The organism is Halobacterium sp. CBA1132 (assembly GCF_001485535.1).
Taxonomy (GTDB): Archaea; Halobacteriota; Halobacteria; order Halobacteriales; family Halobacteriaceae; genus Halobacterium.
Genome location: NZ_BCMZ01000001.1, coordinates 1,289,471 through 1,309,020, shown reverse-complemented (window position 1 = coordinate 1,309,020; position 19,550 = coordinate 1,289,471). Strand labels below are relative to the sequence as shown.

At 66.5% G+C, this 19,550-nt stretch carries 20 protein-coding genes; 14 read left to right on the top strand and 6 right to left on the bottom strand.

Annotation, left to right across the window (positions count from 1 at the left end; all coding sequences use genetic code 11):
- Positions 1 to 7 precede the first annotated feature (7 nt).
- The 7 genes from lpdA to AVZ66_RS06765 all read left to right on the top strand — a co-directional run bounded on the left by lpdA (position 8) and on the right by AVZ66_RS06765 (position 7,572).
- A complete protein-coding gene (gene lpdA, locus AVZ66_RS06795) occupies positions 8 to 1,432 on the top strand; it encodes a dihydrolipoyl dehydrogenase (RefSeq protein ID WP_058983047.1) in 1,425 nt (474 codons plus the stop codon).
- 40 nt (positions 1,433 to 1,472) lie between these two features.
- A complete protein-coding gene (locus tag AVZ66_RS06790; protein ID WP_058983044.1) occupies positions 1,473 to 2,411 on the top strand; it encodes a D-2-hydroxyacid dehydrogenase in 939 nt (312 codons plus the stop codon).
- A gap of 52 nt (positions 2,412 to 2,463) precedes the next feature.
- Entirely contained in the window at positions 2,464 to 3,234 is a 771-nt protein-coding gene (locus tag AVZ66_RS06785; protein WP_058983043.1) for an IclR family transcriptional regulator, read from the top strand.
- Between the two features lie 1,951 nt (positions 3,235 to 5,185).
- Positions 5,186 to 6,061: a ParA family protein gene (locus tag AVZ66_RS06780; protein ID WP_058983040.1), complete on the top strand. Its 876-nt coding sequence runs from the start codon at positions 5,186 to 5,188 to the stop codon at positions 6,059 to 6,061.
- Entirely contained in the window at positions 6,061 to 6,450 is a 390-nt protein-coding gene (locus AVZ66_RS06775; protein ID WP_058983039.1) for a hypothetical protein, read from the top strand. The genes AVZ66_RS06780 and AVZ66_RS06775 overlap by 1 nt, the downstream gene beginning before the upstream one ends.
- 42 nt (positions 6,451 to 6,492) lie before the next feature.
- Complete coding sequence (locus AVZ66_RS06770; RefSeq protein WP_058983037.1) at positions 6,493 to 6,840, top strand: hypothetical protein; 348 nt, start codon at positions 6,493 to 6,495, stop codon at positions 6,838 to 6,840.
- 93 nt (positions 6,841 to 6,933) lie between these two features.
- Complete coding sequence (locus AVZ66_RS06765; protein WP_058984668.1) at positions 6,934 to 7,572, top strand: NAD(P)-dependent oxidoreductase; 639 nt, start codon at positions 6,934 to 6,936, stop codon at positions 7,570 to 7,572.
- Here the strand turns inward: AVZ66_RS06765 and AVZ66_RS06760 are convergent.
- The 4 genes from AVZ66_RS06760 to AVZ66_RS06745 all read right to left on the bottom strand — a co-directional run bounded on the left by AVZ66_RS06760 (position 7,569) and on the right by AVZ66_RS06745 (position 11,083).
- On the bottom strand, positions 7,569 to 8,327 hold the full coding sequence (locus AVZ66_RS06760) for a TrkA family potassium uptake protein (RefSeq protein WP_058983036.1): 759 nt from the start codon (positions 8,325 to 8,327) through the stop codon (positions 7,569 to 7,571). The two genes, AVZ66_RS06765 and AVZ66_RS06760, sit on opposite strands and share 4 nt — an antisense overlap.
- 271 nt (positions 8,328 to 8,598) lie before the next feature.
- On the bottom strand, positions 8,599 to 8,868 hold the full coding sequence (locus AVZ66_RS06755; RefSeq protein WP_058983033.1) for a hypothetical protein: 270 nt from the start codon (positions 8,866 to 8,868) through the stop codon (positions 8,599 to 8,601).
- Positions 8,869 to 8,953: 85 nt separating this feature from the next.
- Entirely contained in the window at positions 8,954 to 9,961 is a 1,008-nt protein-coding gene (locus tag AVZ66_RS06750) for an aldo/keto reductase (RefSeq protein WP_058983031.1), read from the bottom strand.
- A gap of 60 nt (positions 9,962 to 10,021) precedes the next feature.
- Positions 10,022 to 11,083, bottom strand: a complete 1,062-nt coding sequence (locus tag AVZ66_RS06745; RefSeq protein WP_058983029.1) for a zinc-dependent alcohol dehydrogenase family protein — start codon at positions 11,081 to 11,083, stop codon at positions 10,022 to 10,024.
- Between the two features lie 123 nt (positions 11,084 to 11,206).
- On the opposite strand from AVZ66_RS06745, the gene AVZ66_RS06740 reads away from it, so the two are divergent.
- Together AVZ66_RS06740 and AVZ66_RS06735 are read left to right on the top strand one after the other, a co-directional pair.
- Entirely contained in the window at positions 11,207 to 11,419 is a 213-nt protein-coding gene (locus tag AVZ66_RS06740; protein WP_058983027.1) for a hypothetical protein, read from the top strand.
- A gap of 106 nt (positions 11,420 to 11,525) precedes the next feature.
- On the top strand, positions 11,526 to 12,491 hold the full coding sequence (locus AVZ66_RS06735; protein ID WP_058983025.1) for an NADPH:quinone reductase: 966 nt from the start codon (positions 11,526 to 11,528) through the stop codon (positions 12,489 to 12,491).
- Positions 12,492 to 12,512: 21 nt separating this feature from the next.
- On the opposite strand, the gene AVZ66_RS06730 is transcribed toward AVZ66_RS06735, so the two are convergent.
- Positions 12,513 to 12,986: a redoxin domain-containing protein gene (locus AVZ66_RS06730; protein ID WP_058983023.1), complete on the bottom strand. Its 474-nt coding sequence runs from the start codon at positions 12,984 to 12,986 to the stop codon at positions 12,513 to 12,515.
- A gap of 94 nt (positions 12,987 to 13,080) precedes the next feature.
- Positions 13,081 to 13,875 carry a hypothetical protein gene (locus tag AVZ66_RS06725; RefSeq protein ID WP_058983020.1) on the bottom strand — a complete coding sequence of 265 codons (795 nt, stop codon included), beginning with the start codon at positions 13,873 to 13,875 and terminating at the stop codon, positions 13,081 to 13,083.
- 379 nt (positions 13,876 to 14,254) lie between these two features.
- Here AVZ66_RS06725 and AVZ66_RS06720 point away from each other — a divergent pair, with 379 nt between their 5' ends.
- The 5 genes from AVZ66_RS06720 (at position 14,255) to AVZ66_RS06700 (ending at position 19,470) form a co-directional block, all read left to right on the top strand.
- Entirely contained in the window at positions 14,255 to 15,265 is a 1,011-nt protein-coding gene (locus AVZ66_RS06720) for a HEAT repeat domain-containing protein (RefSeq protein ID WP_058983018.1), read from the top strand.
- A 62-nt stretch (positions 15,266 to 15,327) separates the two neighbouring features.
- Positions 15,328 to 16,488, top strand: coding sequence for an ABC transporter substrate-binding protein (locus AVZ66_RS06715; RefSeq protein WP_058983016.1), 1,161 nt, complete (start codon positions 15,328 to 15,330; stop codon positions 16,486 to 16,488).
- A complete protein-coding gene (locus AVZ66_RS06710; RefSeq protein ID WP_058983015.1) occupies positions 16,485 to 17,402 on the top strand; it encodes an FAD-dependent oxidoreductase in 918 nt (305 codons plus the stop codon). The genes AVZ66_RS06715 and AVZ66_RS06710 overlap by 4 nt, the downstream gene beginning before the upstream one ends.
- Positions 17,399 to 18,580 carry an iron ABC transporter permease gene (locus tag AVZ66_RS06705; RefSeq protein WP_058983013.1) on the top strand — a complete coding sequence of 394 codons (1,182 nt, stop codon included), beginning with the start codon at positions 17,399 to 17,401 and terminating at the stop codon, positions 18,578 to 18,580. The genes AVZ66_RS06710 and AVZ66_RS06705 overlap by 4 nt, the downstream gene beginning before the upstream one ends.
- The gene (locus AVZ66_RS06700) at positions 18,580 to 19,470 is read left to right on the top strand and encodes an ABC transporter ATP-binding protein (protein ID WP_082678796.1); all 891 of its coding nucleotides are present in this window, start codon (positions 18,580 to 18,582) and stop codon (positions 19,468 to 19,470) included. The genes AVZ66_RS06705 and AVZ66_RS06700 overlap by 1 nt, the downstream gene beginning before the upstream one ends.
- Positions 19,471 to 19,550 lie beyond the last annotated feature (80 nt).

The following is a 19,550-nucleotide window of genomic DNA, read 5'->3' as shown; positions in this document are numbered from 1 at the left end:
AGGTGGTATGGTAATGGGCGACATAGCGACTGGCACTGACGTGCTCGTCGTCGGCGGCGGGCCGGGCGGCTACGTCGCGGCGATTCGGGCGGCGCAACGCGGCCTCGACACGACGCTCGTCGAGCGCGACGCCTACGGCGGAACGTGTCTGAACTACGGCTGCATCCCCTCGAAGGCGTTCATCACGGCGACCGACCTCGCGCACGACGCCGCCAACGCCGAGGCGATGGGCGTGCAGGCGGAGACGGAGGTCGACATGGCGGCGATGGCAGACTGGAAGGACGACGTCGTCGACCAACTCACGGGCGGCGTCGAGAAGCTCTGTAAGGCCAACGGCGTGAAACTCGTCGACGGCACGGCGGCCTTCGAGGACGAGAACACGGTCCGAGTCGCGCACGGCGGCAGCGGGCAGGGAATGGAGACAATCGAGTTCGAGCACGCCATCGTCGCGACCGGTTCGCGCCCTATCGAGGTGCCGGGCTTCGAGTTCGCCGACGACGCGGTGTGGTCGTCGAGAGACGCGCTGGCGACCGACGAGGTGCCTGAGGAACTCGTCGTCGTCGGCGCGGGATACATCGGCATGGAGCTGTCGACGACATTCGCGAAAGCGGGCGCGGACGTCACCGTCGTGGAGATGCTCGACGACGTCCTCCCGGGCTACGACAGTCGCCTCACGGATGTCGTGAAAGCGCGCGCGGAGGACCTCGGCATCGACTTCCAGTTCGGTGAGGGCGCGGCCGGCTGGGCGGGCGAGGACGGCGACATCACGGTTACCACCGAGACCGAAGACGGCGAGGAGTCGACGTACGACGCCGAGAAGGTACTCGTCGCCGTCGGGCGCGAACCCGTCACGGACACGCTGGAACTGGACGCAATCGGTCTCGAACCCGACGAGAACGGCTTCCTCGCGACGGACGAGCAGGCGCGCACGGCCGTCGAGAACGTTTTCGCCGTCGGCGACGTGGCCGGCGAACCGATGCTCGCGCACGAGGCCAGCAAGGAGGGAATCGTCGCGGCGGAAGTCATCGCCGGCGAACCGAAGGCGCTCGACCAGCAAGCCATCCCGAAGGTGGTGTTCACCGACCCCGAAATCGCGACGGTCGGGATGAGCGAGGCGGACGCGGAGGAAGCGGGCTTCGACCCCGTCGTCGGCGAGATGCCGTTCCGCGCGAACGGCCGGTCGCTGACCACGGGCAACGACGACGGGTTCGTTCGCCTCATCGCGAGCGGTGACGCCGGATTCGTACTGGGCGCGCAAATCGTCGGCCCGGAGGCTAGCGAACTCGTCGCAGAAGTCACGCTCGCCATCGAGATGGGCGCCACGCTCGCAGACGTCGCGTCCACGGTCCACACGCACCCGACGCTCTCGGAGGCGGTGATGGAGGCCGCCGAGCACGCGCAAGGGCAGGCGATTCACACCGTCAACCGGTAATCGCCCAAAGAGTTACCACGGCGCACGGCGACCCAGGCGTATGGCCGCCGCGTCAACCATCGACCGAATCGCGATTCTGGAGTGGGGCGACCACCCGTGTCCCCCCAAGCACCTCCGCGACCAACTCTCGGGCCTCGGCTGCGAGGTGGTCGTCCGGGACGTCGCGGACCTCGCGGACTGCGACGGCGCCGTGACAGTCTACCACCACGACGAGTTCCTCGACAGCGTCGAGTGGGTCCACACCATCCGCTCGGGCTACGAGGACTTCCCGCTGGACGCCTACGAGGACCGGGACATCACGCTGACCAACAGCACCGGCATCGCCGGCGACCTCGTCGCGGAGACGGCCATCGGCCTCCTGATGATGCAGGCGAAGGGCTTGCACCGCTACCGCGACAGACAGAACGACGCCGACTGGGAGCGAATCCCGTGGCAGCGCCCGTTCGAGTTGGGGCAGTCCTCGGTCTGCGTGGTCGGGCTCGGGGCGCTCGGCGGGAGCGTCGCGACGCGAGCGGGCGTCCTCGGGATGGACGTCTGGGGCGTCGACGTGCGCCCGGTGTCGTCGCTCGGCCTCGACCGCGTCTACGACGTCGGGCGGGTCAGCGAGGCCGTCGCGGACGCGCGCTTCGTCGTGCTCACCACGCCCCTATTGGAGTCCACTCGGGGGTTGATTGGCGCGGACGAACTCGAAGCGATGCGCGAGGACGCCTTCCTCGTGAACGTCAGCCGCGGCGAAATCGTCGACCAAGACGCGCTCGTCGCGGCCCTCGAATCCGGGGAAATCGCGGGCGCCGCCCTCGACGTGTTCGCGACGGAGCCGCTGCCCGACGACTCGCCGCTCTGGGAGATGGAGGAGGTCATCGCTACGCCGCACGCGGCCGCCCAGTCCGACAACTACGGCGAGAAGGTCGGCCGACTCGTCGCGACCAACGCGCGGTGTCTGAACGGCGGCCGCGACCCGTGGAACCGCATCGTCTGAGTGCGTTCGTATTTCCCGAACGCTTTTCTCGGTGCCGGTACTCTCGTAGGGTATGGTACAGGAAAACACGGGACCCCAGACCCCCGTGAAGACGGCCGAGCGCACGTTCGAACTCGTGGAGTTCCTGAAAGACGCGGACGGTGCGACGCTAACCGAAGCCACCGAGGCCGTCGGCCTCCCGAAGAGCAGCGTCCACAACTACCTGAAGACGCTCGAGCATCGCGGGTACGTCGTGGAAACCGACGGCGTCTACGAGGTCGGCCTGCGCTTCCTCGACTTGGGGGCGTACGCGCGCACCAACGTCCCGCTATACCCGGTCGCCGAACCGGAACTGGAGACCGTCGCGGCGGAGACGGGGGAGCTAGCGAACCTCCTCGTCGAGCAGGACGGCCGCGGCACGTTCGTCTACCGGAAGAAGGGCGAGAACGCCGTCAAAATCGACTCCTACAACGGCCAGCAGGTCCTCCTCCACACGACGGCCATCGGGAAAGCGGTCCTCGCGAACCTCCCGAAGGACCGCGTGGACGCCATCCTCGACCAGCACGGCCTCCCCGCGAAGACCGAGCACACGATTACGGACCGCGAGGAACTGCACGACGAACTCGACGAGATTCGCGCGGAAGGGTTCTCCTACGACCGCGAGGAGCGAATTCACGGCCTGAAGTGCATCGCGACGCCCGTCTTCCACGGCGAGGAAGTCGCGGGCGCCATCAGCGTCACCGGCCCGACGAGTCGGATGTCCGAGGAGCGCGTCGAGAACGAACTCAAACAGCACCTCCGGAACGCCAAGAACGTCGTCGAACTCAACCTCTCGCACTCGTAGCATCCGCGAGAGGAGAATTCGAATTCGTCAAATACGAACACAGGACAAGCGCTCGGAGCGTTTCTGTCACGTCATCGTGAAAACTGAGGGAACAACGGCCGAGAAACTTACCCGCTCGTCGAGTAATTCAGATTTCCGAAACGCCACGTGAGTACCCGGGTTCGGGCTCGAGGTAGCGTCGCTACACGAGGGATTCGGCCGTAGTCTGCTGTTCGTACTGACCACACCGAGTCGACAGCGGGTATTCTTGGACCGGATATGGGTTGCCTACGCAAACTATTTCCAGAACTGCTGTTCGTATTTTGCGAACCTACGGAGCTGACAAACAGAGGAATAACAAAAGTAACGCTGTTATTCTAACTGTTTGGGGGTGTCGAACGCGATCTCCACACGCGTGCGCTCCTTCGACGACTGGCCTCGACAGTACCCCTCGTCTCGCGACACACCACTTGACTCCGCGGATTCGCTGTCGGAGGGGTGAAGCACAGTCGCTAGCTCGGCGTGTACATCCAGTTCTATATCGCAATATGCGGTTTATTTACCGTGGTTCTGTCGAAATTCTCTCTGCAGTACCAACAGCGACGGCGACGACGAGCGACCAGTGACTGCTCGTCGACGAAACTCCGCGGAGGTTTGGCTACCAGTGCGAATTACGACTCAGCGTAGTTCGGCGCCTCGAACATTCACGAATCTCCCTTAGAGGTCACAGTACGTTTGCAGGAGAATCACGCTCGCGTGCGCGCGCTCGCGACTCGGAGACTGCCCAAGGTGTGGCGGCACGACCAACCAACTGTATCTTCTCGGTGATACCCAAGAACGCATAGTTCCTGCTTTCCAGATGACGGCACGGTCTCGGAGAATTCCTCTGTCTCGACGTAGTGATTGCGTGTGATCGTCTCTTTTCGAAAGTTCCACGCTCCTGAACGTACGTGAGCCTCGGTCTCGCTTTCACGGCTCAGCTGTGATTCCCGAGTTCCCGGTGAAGAACCGCTCTGGGTGGCGGCTGAGCACAAAATAAACTCTATAATGCGATATAGAACCTCCATTCCTGGCGTTTAGCCGTCTCATGAGAGAAATCGCATTAGACGCCCGAACGAGACAGTATAGACCGAATATTACGGCGGAAGTATAATCTGAGAGCATTCAGGCCGGGCTGAATGCGGTTTCAGGCGTGATGGCGGACTAACCTAGCTACTCTTCGAGAAGAGTGCCAGAAACAACTGGTAATAGGTCTACGAACTGACGGTCGCGCTAATCCAGCCAATAGATAACGAGTGTCACTGTGAGGCCCGCAGCGGTCCCCAGCGAAATTGCGCTGAGCCACATGGTATCAGAGAGAACGTAGTACACCCCTGCAGCAACGAGGCTGTACAAGATTAATTGGAGGGAGACTGACGTAATTGTGCGCCAAGATGCGTCCATAGTCTGTTCGTTCGTACAGAGAGTCCCGCGGCGTCAAAAAATGTGTTCTGCCCCACTCGCTCAGCAGTAGCTCTGTTCGTAGCAATCAGCTACAGTCTAAATCGCTGCCCACTGTAAGAACCGGCTGGCTAACGAAACAAGAGATAGTGAGCTCTATTCCGAGCGTGTGCATCTCGCACGGGCCGGGCCGAGAATGTAGTCCTCCCGTAGGCAGTGGCGTGCGGTACCTGTCTGTCCGGTCGACTGGCTTTCCGAGGTGGCCGCGACTCGTGGCTGTGTCGTCAGAACTCCGAGGCGGTCCAGAATTTGTGCCTGCGCTGTCCCGCCGAAATTCGACGAAAGGTATCAAAGGCACCGAAGCTACCTTAGGCACCTATTGCAGCTAACGTAGCTATGCTACCTGGGTTGGCTTGTTCGCCTACCTTCTCTACCTATTCCCGTCGTTTTATGCCTGATGGCGCGAAATATCGGTCTGATTCAGCGTAGGCGCCTCATCTACAATAGGTGCCTATCTCTGACGAGGTACACAATGCAAACGGAACCACGCGCTGTCAGTGTCGGTATCCTGAAGGGAGGCTTCGCGAAGACGACCACCGCACTCAATCTCGCGCGCGAACTCGCGCACCGCAACGAGCGCGCGCTCGTCGTCGACCTCGACGACAACGGGCACATGACGCTCAATCTCGGGTTCGACGACGAGTACAACAGCACCGACGGCGACGGCGGCAACCACGCCGAAGCCGTCCTGCTGGAGGGCGACGACCCCCGCGAGTACGTCGTCGAGGTCGCGGAGGGATTGGACCTCTTCCCCGCGCACGAGGACTTAGAGAGCGTGCAGTCCGCACTCAAGGAGGCGACGATGGGGACGACGCGGTTGAAACGCGACCTCGTCGACCCGCTGCTCGGCGATGAGTACGACTACGTCGTTATCGACTGTCCCGCCAACCGCGGGAAACTCAACGACAACGCGATGTACGCGACGGGCAATCTCATCATCCCGCTGCGCCCCGAGAACGGCTACGAGACAGGGCTGTCGAACACGCTCGACCGGCTCGTCGGGGAGGCCCGCGAGTACTTCGAGTTGAACATCCTCGCGGTCGTCCCCTCGGACCTCCGCAAGCGCATCGACCAGTCCACTCGGGACCGGAAGCTCCTCCGGGAGATCACGACCCGGGACGCCATCGACCACCTCGTCCCGAACTTCGCGTACCTCTCGGAGTCGGACTGGGCGGCCGTCGACGACGGGAGCTACGACGGCGACCTCCCGGGAATCCGGTATCGCGCGGCCATCGACGACGCCCATCAGGAGGGCGTCCCGCTGCGAGACTACGACCCCGAGTGCGACCAGCTCGCGGCGTACGACGAACTCGCTGCTATCGTCGAGCGCGGGGAGGTGACTCGGTAATGGGGTTCGACGACCTCGAAGCCGCCGAGCAGGACCGCGCCGACCGCGGGGACGAACCGCCAGCACCCGAACGCGACGACGACCGAGCGAGTGACTCCGAAGGCACCGCGACGGCGGACGCGTCCACGGACGGGGACGCAGCGTCGTCGGCTACCAGCGAGGAGCCGGCGTTCGAGTACGACGACGTCAAGCAGGCGCCGATGTACGCGCGCCCGGAGTCGTGGACGGCGCTGGAAGACGCACTCGACCTCGATGTCGTGCGCACGCTGCGCGAGGCGGGCGTCCGCAACGAGGAGAAGCGCGAACTCCACGACGCCGTCCTCCGGGTCGCCGCCGACCACCCCGACGAAATCGCGGACGCCGTCCGGGAAGCCCGCGACGAGGACTGAATCTGCCAGAAAGCACAAACCCTAGCCGGCGGTAGCCGGCGTATGGCGTCGTCCCTGCCGGCGGAGTGGGCGGAGGTACAGAACCCCGACTACATCACGGAGAAGTACCGCGCGACGAACCCGACGCTGTTCGTGCGCGAGGACCACGACGTCGGCGTACACGTGCTCCCGGTTTCGACGTCGTCGCCGCACGACGCCGAGCGGTATCGCGCCGCCGCGATTCGCGGGAATCGCGACGAGTTCGACAGCGAGCACCCCATCGAGACCGTCGACGACCGCGAGGCGGCGTTCGAGCGCGCGCTCGAATTCGCGACCCACTACGAGACCGCGTACGCGGACCTTGGTGACGAGGACGCGGCGATGGAGGCTGCCGTCGAGGCCGTCGCGTAGGGCGTTCACGGTCCGGTTCACGATTCTCTTGGAGTATCACCGGGGAGTGCCCCTTCACAAACCCATATGGTTGTCACCGCCGAACTGTCGGGTATGGACGTACTCTTGCTCGGCGCGAGCGGCCGTATCGGCCATCGAATCGCGAACGAACTCCTCGACCGCGGGCACACGGTCACCGGCGTCTCCCGGAGCGGCGACGTCGAGGGCATCGACGACACCGACTTCGAGGCAGTCGCCGGCGACGCGACCAACGCTATCGACGTTGCGGACCTCGCAGAGGGCCACGACGCCGTCGCGTCCGCGCTCGGCCCCAGCGAGAACGAGGACGTGACGGTACTCGTCGAGATGGCGGAAGCCGTCGTCGAGGGGATGCGCGACGCGGGCGTCGACCGCCTCGTGTGGACGGGCGGCGCTGGCGGCCTCCGCGTCGGCCCCGACACGCGCCTCATCGAGACCGAGGACTTCCCCGAGGAGTGGAAGCCGGTGGCGCGCGCGGCAATCGAAGCCTACGACGTGTTCGAGGCGGCCGACGACCTCGACTGGACGTACGTCGCGCCCGCGGCGCTCATCGAACCCGGCGAGCGCACGGGCGAGTATCGGACTGCGGACGGCGAACTCGTCGCCGACGAGGACGGCGAGAGCTACATCTCGATGGAGGACTTCGCGGTGGCGTTCGTCGACGAACTGGAGTCCGGCGAGGCGGTCCACACCTACCTCGGCACCGGCTACTAGAGCGTCGACGTGACTTGTTCGGCGCTCGCGACTTCGGGGATGATGACGCGGTCGGCGCCGGCGCGGCGCGCGAGTTGCTCGTAGGTGTCGTCGCCGACGCGCACGACGAGGCGGACGGTGGGCGCGATTTGACTGGTGTTCATCGCAATCTGGATGTTCGCGTTCGAGTCGTCGATGGCGCCGACGACGACGCCCGCGCGTTCGACGCCGGCGTCGGTCAGCGTCTCCTCGCGCCGGGCGTCGCCTTGAATCGCGAGCAGGTCGTCGTCGAGCGCGCGCTGGAACTCCGCGTCCTGTGACTCGATGACGACGACCTCCCGGTCGGTGTCGTGGAGCGCCCGCGCGATGGTCTTCCCGAACGTGCCGTACCCGCAGATGATGACGTGGCCGCGGAGGTCCGCGACTGCTTGTTCGATGTGCATGTGTTTGAGTTCCGTCTGGATTTGGCCGCCGAACGCGGCCGACAGCACCGTCTCGCCGATCCAGAGGCCGGCGACGACGAGCCCGGAGAGAACGACCACGGCGTAGGCCTTCACGAGCGTCTCGGGGCCGTCGTGGGCTCGAAAGTGGAGTTCGATGCTCGTGGGGTCGAGCAGCCAGAACAGCGCGTCCACCGCGCCGATGCCGCCCAGCGAACTGAATCCCGCGACGCCGGCGGCGACGACCACGGCGAAGGCGGCGACGGGGCGGAGTAGCTGCCGGAGGAGTTGGCGGCGGACGACGGCCCGCAACGGCGTGTCGAGCGAGCGCTTCACCACGGCTCCTCCCGGCTGGTGGTCGTGTCCGTGCCGACCACCACGACCAGAATATGATTCGACGCGTGTCCACTAGTACGTTTCATAGTTGTCCTTAACCGAGTTTAATTCTACGAAATATAGTACATATGCATCCGTAATAGCCTTTACTACGCCACGATTAACCAAACATACTCGAAAGTAAAGTTCAGTGGCGTCGATGACGGGCGGTCCTACCGCGTCACTACCGGAGAAACCGAAGGACACACCGCGAACGGAGCGCGCGGTTTCGTCACAGTCCGCCCTGTCCGCCGCGGAACGCGACCGAGATGTCGTAGTCCAGCGGAAGCACGTTTCCAGCGATACGTTTCCGAATCACGTAGCCGGTGAAGCCGGTGGTGAGCGCGAACCCGGCAGCGAACCAGATTGTGAGGAAGCGCCCGCTGGTGAGCCCCCACAGGAGGCTCTGCGCGGCGACGACGCCGACGAGGATTGTCGCGAGCGCCGCCAGCGCGAGCAGCGCGAGTCCGACGACGCTCCCGACGGTGGACGCCAGTCCCATACTGGATCATTAGAGAGAGTTCCGCTAAGTGTTTTCCGTCGAACGGCTGCCAATTCGGGAGAACGAGCGCGTCCCGGGGCGACCGCTACAGGCCGGCGTACGGGCCTTCCTTGGCTTCCGTGAGCCGGTCGACCTGTTCGTCCGAGAGGTCGATGTCGGCGGCCGCGAGGTTCTCCTCCAGTTGGTCGACGGTGCGCGCGCCGACGATGGGCGCGGTGACGCCGTCGCGGTGGGTCAGCCACGCGAGCGCGACCTGTGCCGGCGTCGCGTCCACTTCGGCAGCCACCTCGTCGAGCACGTCGTGGAGGTCGAAGTTCTCCTCGGTGAGGTAGCCCTCCTCCCAGCGCGTGGACTCGCTGGCCTTCGACTCGCCGGTGAGGCCGTCCTCGCGGTCGTACTTCCCGGTGAGGAAGCCCTGCCCGAGCGGGCTCCACGGACAGACCGCCAGCCCCTCGCTGCGCGCCATCTCGAGGTAGTCTCCCTCGATTTCGCGGTCCACGAGGTTGTACCGCGGCTGGACGACCGTGAACGGCTCCCAGCCCTCGCTGCGCGCGAGTTCGTTGGCCTTCGCGACCTTCCACGCGTTCGGTCGCAGCGTCGACGCGCCGATGTAGTGGACCTTCCCGGCTTCCACGAGGCCGTTCAGCGTCCGCATCAGCTCCCGCGTCGGCGTCTGGTCGTCCCAGCGGTGGATGTACAGCACGTCGATGTAGTCGGTGTCGAGGCGGTCGAGGATGGCGTCCACGCGGTCCCGGACGTTCTTCCGGTTGTTTCCGCGGCTGTTCGGGTCGCCGTCCCGAATCTGCCAGTAGACCTTCGAGGCGATGGTGTAGCGCTCGCGGTCGCGGTCCGCGAGCCAGTCACCGATCCACTCCTCGCTCTTCCCGCCGCCGTAGACGTCCGCGGTGTCGATGTAGCGGCCGCCCGCGTCGGCGTACGCGTCCAGCAGCTTCTTCGCGCGCTTCTCGCCGATTTCGACGTTACCCTCCTCGGTCTCCTTGCCGAATCGCCACGTCCCGAACTGCAGCTCGCTGGTCTGGAGGCCCGTGTCGCCGAACTGCACGAACCCGAGTCCGTCGTCGGAGTCAGTCATGTTCGTTCGGTACTACGCCGACCCGTCGAAAAAGCGTGGGGCAATCGGCAAGCGCGGCGGTCAGAACTCGGTGACGAGTTCGATGCCGCTGGTCTCGTAGTCGGTCATCGCCGCTAGCCGGTCGGAGACGCCTCCGAGGGCGACGCGTTCGGTGACGAGTTTCTCGGGCCGGAGGCTCCCCGAGGAAATCATCCGCAGGAGTTCGTCGTACCGGGACGGCGGCATCCCGCGGGAGCCGAGGACGGAGACGTCCCAGCGCGTGATTTCGTCCACCGGCAGCGAGACTTCGCCCTCCTCGGCGTCGGTCGTCAGGCCGACTTGGACGTGCGTGCCGCGCGTGCGGAGGCAGTCGACGCTGTTCCGGCAGGTCTCCGCGCGCCCGAGCGCGTCCATCGAGACGTGCGCGCCGCCGTCAGTCAGTTCGGCGATGGTCTCGGGGACCGACTCCACGCGGTCCGAGCGCACGGTCTCGGCGGCGCCGACGTGCTCGGCGAGTTCCAGTGGTTCCTCGCGCACGTCGACGGCGACCACGGCGGCGCCGAGCGCACTCGCAATCTGGACGCCAGCGAGTCCGAGGCCGCCGCAGCCGTGGATGGCCACCCAGTCGCCGCCCGCGACGTCCGCGCGGTGAGCGAGCGCGTGGAACGCCGTCGCGTACCGGCAGCCCAGCGCCGCCACCGCCTCCATCGGCACGGCCTCGGGGACGACAGTGGCGTTGAACTCGGCGTGCGGGACGTGGACGCGCTCCGCGAACGCGCCCTGCGCGTCCTGCTCGAACCCGAGCGCGTAGCCGTCCTCGCAGACGTTCCCGTGGCCACGACGGCACTGCGGGCACGACCCCTCCCCGAGGTTGAACGGGACGGCCACCCGGTCCCCGACGGCGACGCTTTCGACGTCGTCGCCGACTTCGGCGACGGTGCCGGCCGGCTCGTGGCCGAGAATCTGGCCGCGGTCGACGCGGTCGTCTGCCCACTCGCCGTGCCCCTTCCAGGAGTGCCAGTCGCTGCGACAGATGCCACACGCTTCCACCGAGACGACGACGCCGTGGGACGCCGGCTCCGGGTCCGGCACTTCCTCGACGGCCAGCGGCTCCCCGTACTCGCGGAGGACTGCTGCGCGCATACGTAGCGTACGCGGCCTCCGGAACTTAACAGTCGCTGTCACCTCCCGACACCTGTCGGGACAAAGACTACTTGTCGGCCACAGGTACGTCGACACACGCCGCCCCACCCACGAGAGATACCCATGGACACGACAAACCGCTTCGATAGAGCCCTCCGTAACGCAGTCGGACTCGCCGGCGAGTGCGTCCTGTTCGGCGTACTCGTCACGCTCACGCTCGCCGTCGTCCTCACAGTCAACGGCGACCCGCCGGGGTTCAGTCTCGCTGTCGCCGCCCCGCTCGGCGTCGTTCTCGGCTGTCTCAGGTACGCCATCCAACGACACCGAGGTAAGTAATCCGTCTCCGTTCGGAACGCCGCTGCGGACCGAGTCGCTCGCTGATTCGACGCCCGTTCCGCCGGAGGCCGTAGTCTTATCTCCTCGTACGCAGTGGCCGTGAAGTATGCGAGCAGTCCGCTTACAGGAACACGGCGAACCGGACGTGATGCGCGTCGAAGATGTCGACCGACCGTCCCCCGATGCGGGGGAACTCCTCGTGGAAGTCGCGGCCGCGGGCGTCAACCCCGTGGACACGTACTTCCGCGACGGGTCCTACGAGCCGGTCGGCCTCCCGTTCACGCCTGGCGTCGACTACGCCGGCACCGTCGCCGAAGTTGGACAGGGCGTTGAGGACTTCGCGGTCGGCGACCGGGTCTACGGCACCGGCATCGGGAACGCGGGCTATCAGGGCGCGTACGCCGAGTACGCCACCGTACCGACGGACCGCACGGTCGCGCTGCCCGACGGCGCGGACGCCGTCGAAGCGGGCGCGGCGGGCGTCGCAGCCGTCACGTCGTGGCGCGCGCTCGTCGACCACGCGGCCCTCGACCCCGCCGAGTACGCGCTCGTCCACGGTGGGTCCGGCGGCGTCGGCCACGCTGCCGTCCAGATTGCGGACGCGGTGAGCGCGCGCGTGCTCACGACCGCTCGCCCCGAGTACCACGACGAGGTCGCCGCGCTCGGCGCCGATGCGGTGTTGGGCTACGCCCGCGACGACCTCGAAGACGCCGTTCTATCGGCTTCCGAGGGCGGCGTCGACGTCGTGCTCGACCACCGCCTCGACGACTACCTCCAGTTCGACGCGAACGTCGCCGCGCAGAACGCCCGCGTCATCGGCATCGGCGAGAACAGCCCGGACCCGGGGTTCACCGACGACGGCGCCGCCCGCTCGAAGGACGTCACCTACCAGTTCATGAGCATGTTCAACACGCCCGATCTGCGCGTGCCGCTGCGCGGGGTCGCGCACCTCATGGCAACCGACGAACTCTCCATCGAACTCGCGCGGACGTACGACCTCGACGAGGCCGCCGACGCCCACCGCGACGTGCTCGCGGAGAGCTACTTCGGGAAGCTCGTCGTCACGCCCTGATAGCGGGTGAAAACGGGTCGGTTACGCCGACTCGACGGCGTCCAGCACGGCGTCGTAGTCGGGTTCGTTCGTCGGGTCGTCGGCGACCCACGCGTACGTCACGTCGCCGTCGTCGTCGAGCACGAACACCGCGCGGTTGGCGATGCCGTAGAGGCCGAGGTCGGGGATGTCCATTTCGAGGTCGTACGCGCGGATGGCGTCGCCGGCCATGTCGCTGACGAGGTCGAACTCGATGCCGTGCTCCTCGCGGAACGCGCCCTGCGAGAACGGCGAGTCCGCGCTCACGCCGAGGAGGGTCGCGCCCGCGTCCTCGAAGTCGCCGAGTCGCTCTTGGAACGCCACCATTTCGTTCGTACACGGCGGCGTGAACGCCCCCGGGAAGAACGCTAACACGACCGGGCCGTCGCCGAGCGCGTCGGCAAGCGCGAAGTCCTCGTGGTCGCTCGTTCCGAGTGTTGCCTCGAACCGCGGTGCGGAGTCGCCAGTAGCTACCATACCAGTCGTTACGTCGGGCCGATACGTTAAGTTAGGTTCGAACGTGGCCGGCCGTCGGCTCACCCCAGCGTCCGCCAGCCGCGACCGTCTCTGGTCAGACCCGCCGAGTGAGGTGACTCCGGATGGTCCGTTGGCTGTCGGCACACAGCGTCTCGACGCGAACGCCCGTCGAGAGGACGGGGTAATCGACGGGGAGGTCGTGGTAGAGATAGCTGGTGAGCGTGCGGTGGGTCATTCCGGCCCGGGCGGCGTGGTTCGTCGACCGGTCGAGGAAGGCCTGCCGGTCGGCCAGTAGCTGTCCGCAGTCTTCGCGGTGCGCGTCGAGCGTCGCGTGTCGGGCCTGCAGCTCGTCGAATCCGAGCTCGGTGAGCGGCGTCTCGTCGGCGCTGACCAGCCACTCCAGAATCGACTCGACGGTCGCCGTCGCCGTCTCCAGCTGCTCGACTTCGCGGTCTACTGCCGTCTCCATCGCTCGGGCTTCGACGCGCCGGGACCGCGACGCCGCGACGACGGCGTCCTGCAGGCTGTTCGTCAAGCCGGTCTCCGTCGCGGGTGCGAGGGCGACGGCGATCGTATCCGAGAGTTCGGACCGAATCGTTTCGAGCAGTGACTCGTCGCCGTTCAGGTCGTCGACGCTGTAGGGGCGAACGGTGTCCCGGAAGGCGGAACGGACCCCGGCACAGCCCGTGTTCGTTCCGGTTGCCGGCCCGGAGGACTGTGCTCCGCCCGCCGAAAGCGCACGGGCTCGCTGGCCGGCCGGGTCCGTCTCCGGGGAGAGCTCCCGTACTCGTGAGATGAACTGGTCGTAGGCCGCGAGCTTCTCTTGGACCGCGCTTCGCTCCGAGCGCGCTCGCTCTCGGGCATCGCGGAGGTGTGTTTCACCGAGCATAAGTCATCGATTGGCGCGGTCGCCGATGCGCTGTCTGTCTGGGCCACGCCACGTGCGAGCCGTCGGGAGACGGCGTCCACGCGACTCGCGGGCGTGGTGGCTGGAGCAGGGCGTGAAGCGCCCGTCTCGCCGGCCAAATCGGGGTGAGCCACTCTCGTCCATCGTTGTTTAGGCTTGCCTAAAAAAGTATAAACGTTCCGCCCCTGACGGAGATACGGACGTGACCCGTTCGCGTCGACCGCGACGTAGCCGTGGCACTGTGGGGGCTTTCGCGGGGCGCAGCGGTCGGTGCCGACCAATCGCACTCTGCTCGGCCCGGCGAACAACCCGACTTTTTCACGGTGTACGTCCGTGGTCCACCCGAGAGGCTCCACGAATCATGGCGGACCCGAACGACTTGCCCACGACGGGCCGGCTGACAGAGTACGTCACGACGGGCGCACACGAGGCGTTTCTGTCGGGGCTGGCACAGTACGAATCGGCGGCGGCCGAGGACCGAAAGGCGGCCCTGCGAGCGCTTCGCGCGCTCGCGACCGAGCAGCCGGCCGCATTCCCGCCGGTGCTTTTGGGGGTCGTCACGTTTCTCACGGACGAGGAGCGCTCGATTCGGTTGACGGCCGCGAAGCTGTTCGTCGCCGTCGCCGACGTGGAGCCGGCGGCGGTCGGGGACGTCGCGGCGCCGCTGGTCGACCGGCTCGCCGACGAGGACGAGTTCTACTACGTCCGCGCTCGTGCGGCGGAGGCGCTCGGCTACGTGGCCCGCAGCGACCCCGACGCCGTCGACTCGCCGGCGTTCCTCGCGGAGCTACGGGTCGGGCTCTCCTTCGACGAGCCGGAGGTCGTGGCGAAGTTGGCGAAGGCCCTGGAATGCGTGGCGCTCGGGCGGCCGCAGCGACTCGCCCACCACACCGCTGCGCTCGCCGCCCACCTCGACGACGGCGACGAACTCGTCCGATACCACCTCTGCACGGCGATCACTGCGGTCGGCTGCGAGCGCCCGGCGGCGCTCGTCGACTGCCGGGGCGCTCTCGTAGACCGTCTCGACGACGACAATCGCTACGTTCGCGGTCGCGCTGCGGAGGCCGTCGGGCTGCTCGCTCGGGTCGACGAACCGGGCGGACCGCTCCCCGAGGAGCGGCTCGCGTCGCTGCGGGACGACGAGGCGTCGTTCGTCGCGGAGCGGGCGCGGTTCGCGCTCGGTAATCTCGCGGACCACACCGGTGACTCCGGGGTCCCCGACGCTGTCGGGACTGTCGAGGGCCTGCGAGAGGGGACCGAACCCATCGTCGAGGATGTCACGTCGCCCGACGAAGACAGGACGTGTTCGCAGTGCGGCCACGTGTTGCCCGAGCATGGCCCCCCGTTGTGTCCGCGATGCGGGGGCCCGTAACACTCTTTTAGGCTCGCCTAAGATTCGAAACGCCTATTGATGATTAGGCGAGCCTAAACTTCATGGACCGAGATTCGCCCACACGGCGCGACGTGGTGAAGTACGGTGGATCGATGCTCACGGCCGGCCTCCTCGCCGGCTGCACCGGTGACGGCACCGCGTCGCCGAGTACGACCGACGCGGACACCTCATCCGGACCCACCAGCCAGACGACGACCGACGGCTCGTACACCGTCACGATGGAGCCCGTCGGCGCCGTCGAGTTCGACTCGCCCCCGGAGACGTGGGTTCCGTACACTGCGGACTACGCCGACATGGGGGTCGCCCTCGGGCACGGCGACGGCCTCGCCGCCATCGGCGTCAAAGCCCGATATGCCACCCACCTCTACGAGGACTTGCCCGGCGTCTCCGTCGACACGGACGGGCTCACGGAGCTCTGGCAGAACGGCACCGGGAAAGAGATCTACTACGAACTCGACGCCGACGTCCACGTCACCGACCCGAACTTCATGGTCAACCGACTCCAGTGGAGCGAGGGCGACGTCGAGGAAATCAGTGAGGGCGTCGCGCCGTTCTTCGGGAACACCATCTTCTCGCGGGCGTACGGCTGGCACGACGACTACCAGTACTACTCGCTGTACGAGGCCTTCGAGAAGCTCGCGCAGCTGTTCCAGGAGCGCGCCCGCTACGAGGCGTTCGCGAGCCTCCACGAGAAGGTGCTCGCGGATGTCGAACAGCGGCTGCCCGACGAGACGCCCGACATCGCCTTGCTCTACCCCGCGGAACTCCCCCCGGAGTCGTTCTATCCGTACCTCGTCGGCGGCGGCACCCAGTCTAAGCACTGGAACGACCTCGGCGTCGGCGACGCGCTCGCCGAACACGGCGTCACGGACGCCCAAGCCGGCGGCGGCGCCATCGACTTCGAGACGCTGCTGGAGATCGACCCGGACGCGCTCGCAATCAGACTGCAGGGCGAAATCTCGGAGTCGTACTTCGAGGAGAACATCCGCTCGCACTTGGAGAACCACGACGCCGCCAGCCAGCTCTCGGCCGTCCAGAACGACCGCGTCGTCTACGGCGGCCTGACCTACCAGGGGCCGATCGTCCACTTGTTCCAGCTCGAACAGGCCGCCCAGGGGCTCTATCCCGAGGAGTTCGGCGGCGAACAGCTCTTCGACCGCCAGCGCGTCGCGAACATCGTCCACGGGGAGTTCCAGGCATGAGTGCCGACGAATCTACTGACGCGACAGCCACGTCCGACTACGACGTCGTCGTCGTCGGCGGCGGGCCGGCGGGCTGCTCGACGGGTGTGTTCACCGCCCGCGAGGGCCTCGACACCGTCATCTTCGACCGCGGGCGCTCGTCGCTCGGGCAGTGTGCGCACTTGGAGAACTACCTCGGGTTCCCCGCGGGCATCGACGTCGAGGCGTTCTACGACCTCGCACACGACCACGCGGAGACGGCGGGCTGTGACGTCGTCCCGGACCTCGTCGAGTCGGTGACCCGGGCGGCCACCGACGGGTTCGTGGTCGAGACGCAGGAGGGACGGACCGTGCACGCGGACCGCGTCGTCGGGGCGACCCGCTACGGGAGCGAGTACCTGAAGCCGCTGGACGACGCCGACGAGATGTTCGTGACCCACTCCCACGGCGGCGAGGAGCACGAACACTTCGACCGGTCGTACGCCGACCGCGACGGCCGCACGCCAATCGAGGGACTGTACGTCGCGTCACCCGTCGACGAGGTGAGCGAGCAGGCGATTACGGCGGCCGGTCACGGCGCGCTCGTCGGCCGGCACGTCGCGGGCGACGCCCGACGAGACGAGGGCTACTGGGACGAGGTCGCCGAGCGCGTCGACTGGCTCCGACGGGAGCGCGCCCGCGACGACGAATGGGGCGACCGGGAGCGCTGGCGCGAGTACTTCCAGAACCACCTGCCCGACGACCACGGGCTGTCGGAGGACAAGCTGGTCGCGTTACGCGAGCAGGAGATCGACGACCTCCTCGACGCGTACGTCACCGACGACGAAATCGACCAGCGGAAGCAACGGGCTCACGACGCGATTCTGGAATCGCTGGAGACGGACCGCATTCGAGCGTATCTCGATCGCGTCGATGACGGCGCGGAGGCACAATGAGCAACTCGGACCCGTCTGCGGCGGCAGAGCAGTTCAAATCACGTCGCGCCGAAGAAGGCCGACTCGCGTGGGTCCAAGACCCGGCGCTGCTCACACTGTGTCTCGCTAGCGTCGGCATCGTCGTGCTCGCGGGACTCGTGCAGGTCAGCTTCGGCTCCTACACGATGCCGGTCAGTCAAGCGTGGCAGGCCGTCGTCGATACCGACGTACTCCTCGACGCGCGGTGGCTGCTCCAGTTCTTCCTCGGGGAGGAGCTGATGCGAACGGTCACTGGGTTCCAGGGGGAGCTGCCGGAGCTAGCGACCGGGACGCTCATCGTCTGGAACATCCGGCTCCCGCGCGTGTTCGTCGCCGCCTTCGTCGGGATGAACCTCGCGGTCTCGGGGGCAATCTTCCAAGCGGTCACGCGCAACGAACTGGCGAGCCCGTTCATCCTCGGGGTCTCCTCGGGCGCGGGTCTGATGATTCTGCTGTCGCTGGTGGTGTTCAGTAGCCTCTCGACGATACTGCCGCTCGTCGCCGCCTTCGGCGGTATGGTGGCGTTCCTCATCGTCTACGCGATCGCGTGGAAGAACGGCACGAGCCCGGTGCGGCTCGTGCTCGCGGGCGTCATCATCTCCACCGTGTTCGGGTCGCTGCAGACGGCGATGTTCTTCTTCGCGGACGACCTCGGCGTCGTCCAGACGGCGATTCAGTGGACGACGGGGTCGCTGACGGGCGTCGGCTGGGCGCAGGTCCGCATGGTGTTGCCGTGGACGGTTATCTCGATGCTCCTCGCGGCGCTCAGCTCGCGCCAGATGAACGTCCTGTTGCTCGGCGAGCAGACGGCGAAGTCCCTCGGCGTCTCCGTCGAGCGCGTGCGGTTCGCGCTGTCCAGCATCGCGGTGCTGGCGGCAGCCGCGAGCATCGCCGTTGCGGGCATCGTGAGCTTCGTCGGCCTCATCGTCCCGCACTTGGTGCGGAACGTCGTCGGGAGCAACTACAAGAAGCTCGTTGTCGGCTGCCTGTTCGCGGGGCCGGCGTTGATGGTCGGCGCCGACGTCGGCGCGCGCCTCGGAATGATGGTGATTACGGGGTCGAACGGCGGCCAGCTCCCGGTCGGCCTCGTGACCGGGCTGGTCGGCGGGCCGTACTTCCTCTACTTGATGCGGAAGAAACAGGAGCTAGGTGAAATCTGATGTTCGAGAACACGAACTTCGTGTCCACGTCGACGGACGGTGAACAGGTGTCCACCGAAGACGGTACTTCGGACTTGCTCGCGGGCGAGCGCGGTGCGGGCCAGCTCGCAGGGAAGGACCTCGTCATCGGCTATCCGGGGACGGAAACGCCAGTCATCGACGGCGAAACGGTCGAGGTCGAGCCGGGGTCGGTGACCGCGCTCATCGGCCCGAACGGCAGTGGGAAGTCGACGCTGCTGAAAACCCTCGCCAAGCAACTGGACGCGGACGCCGGCTCCGTGCTCGTCGACGGTAGCGACATCCACTCGCTGGCGCCCAAGGAGATGGCGAAGAAGCTGGGGTTGCTCTCCCAGGAGAGCGCGTCCCCGAACAGTCTGACCGTCGAGGACCTCGTCTACCACGGCCGGCATCCCCACCGCGGATTCTTCGAGCAGGTGACGGAAGCCGACCAAGCCGCGGTGAATCGCGCGATGGAGCTCGCTGGCGTCGGCCACCTGCGGACGCGCGAGCTGGGGAGTCTCAGCGGCGGCCAGAAGCAGTTAGCGTGGATTGCGATGATTCTCGCCCAGGAGACGGACATTCTGTTGCTCGACGAGCCGACGACGTTCCTCGACCCCCACCACCAACTGGAGGTGCTGGAAATCGTCGAGAAGCTCCACGACGAGAGCGACATCACGGTCGTCCTCGTCCTCCACGACATCGAGCAGGCCGCGCGGTACGCCGACCGCGTCATCGCGCTCCGCGACGGCGCGATTCAGGCGCGGGGGACTCCCGAGGACGTCGTGACCGAGGAGCTGCTGGCCGACGTGTTCCGCATCGAGGCGACGGTCGAGGCGGGAACGCACGGGCCGAAGGTGTCGATGGAGAGCCCCCTCCACGACGACGAGTAACGGGCGTCGGCGCCGAACTCGCACGTTTGCGGCCGACTGTGTCTCTCGAAAACAATCGACGCGGATAGTAACAGTTATGT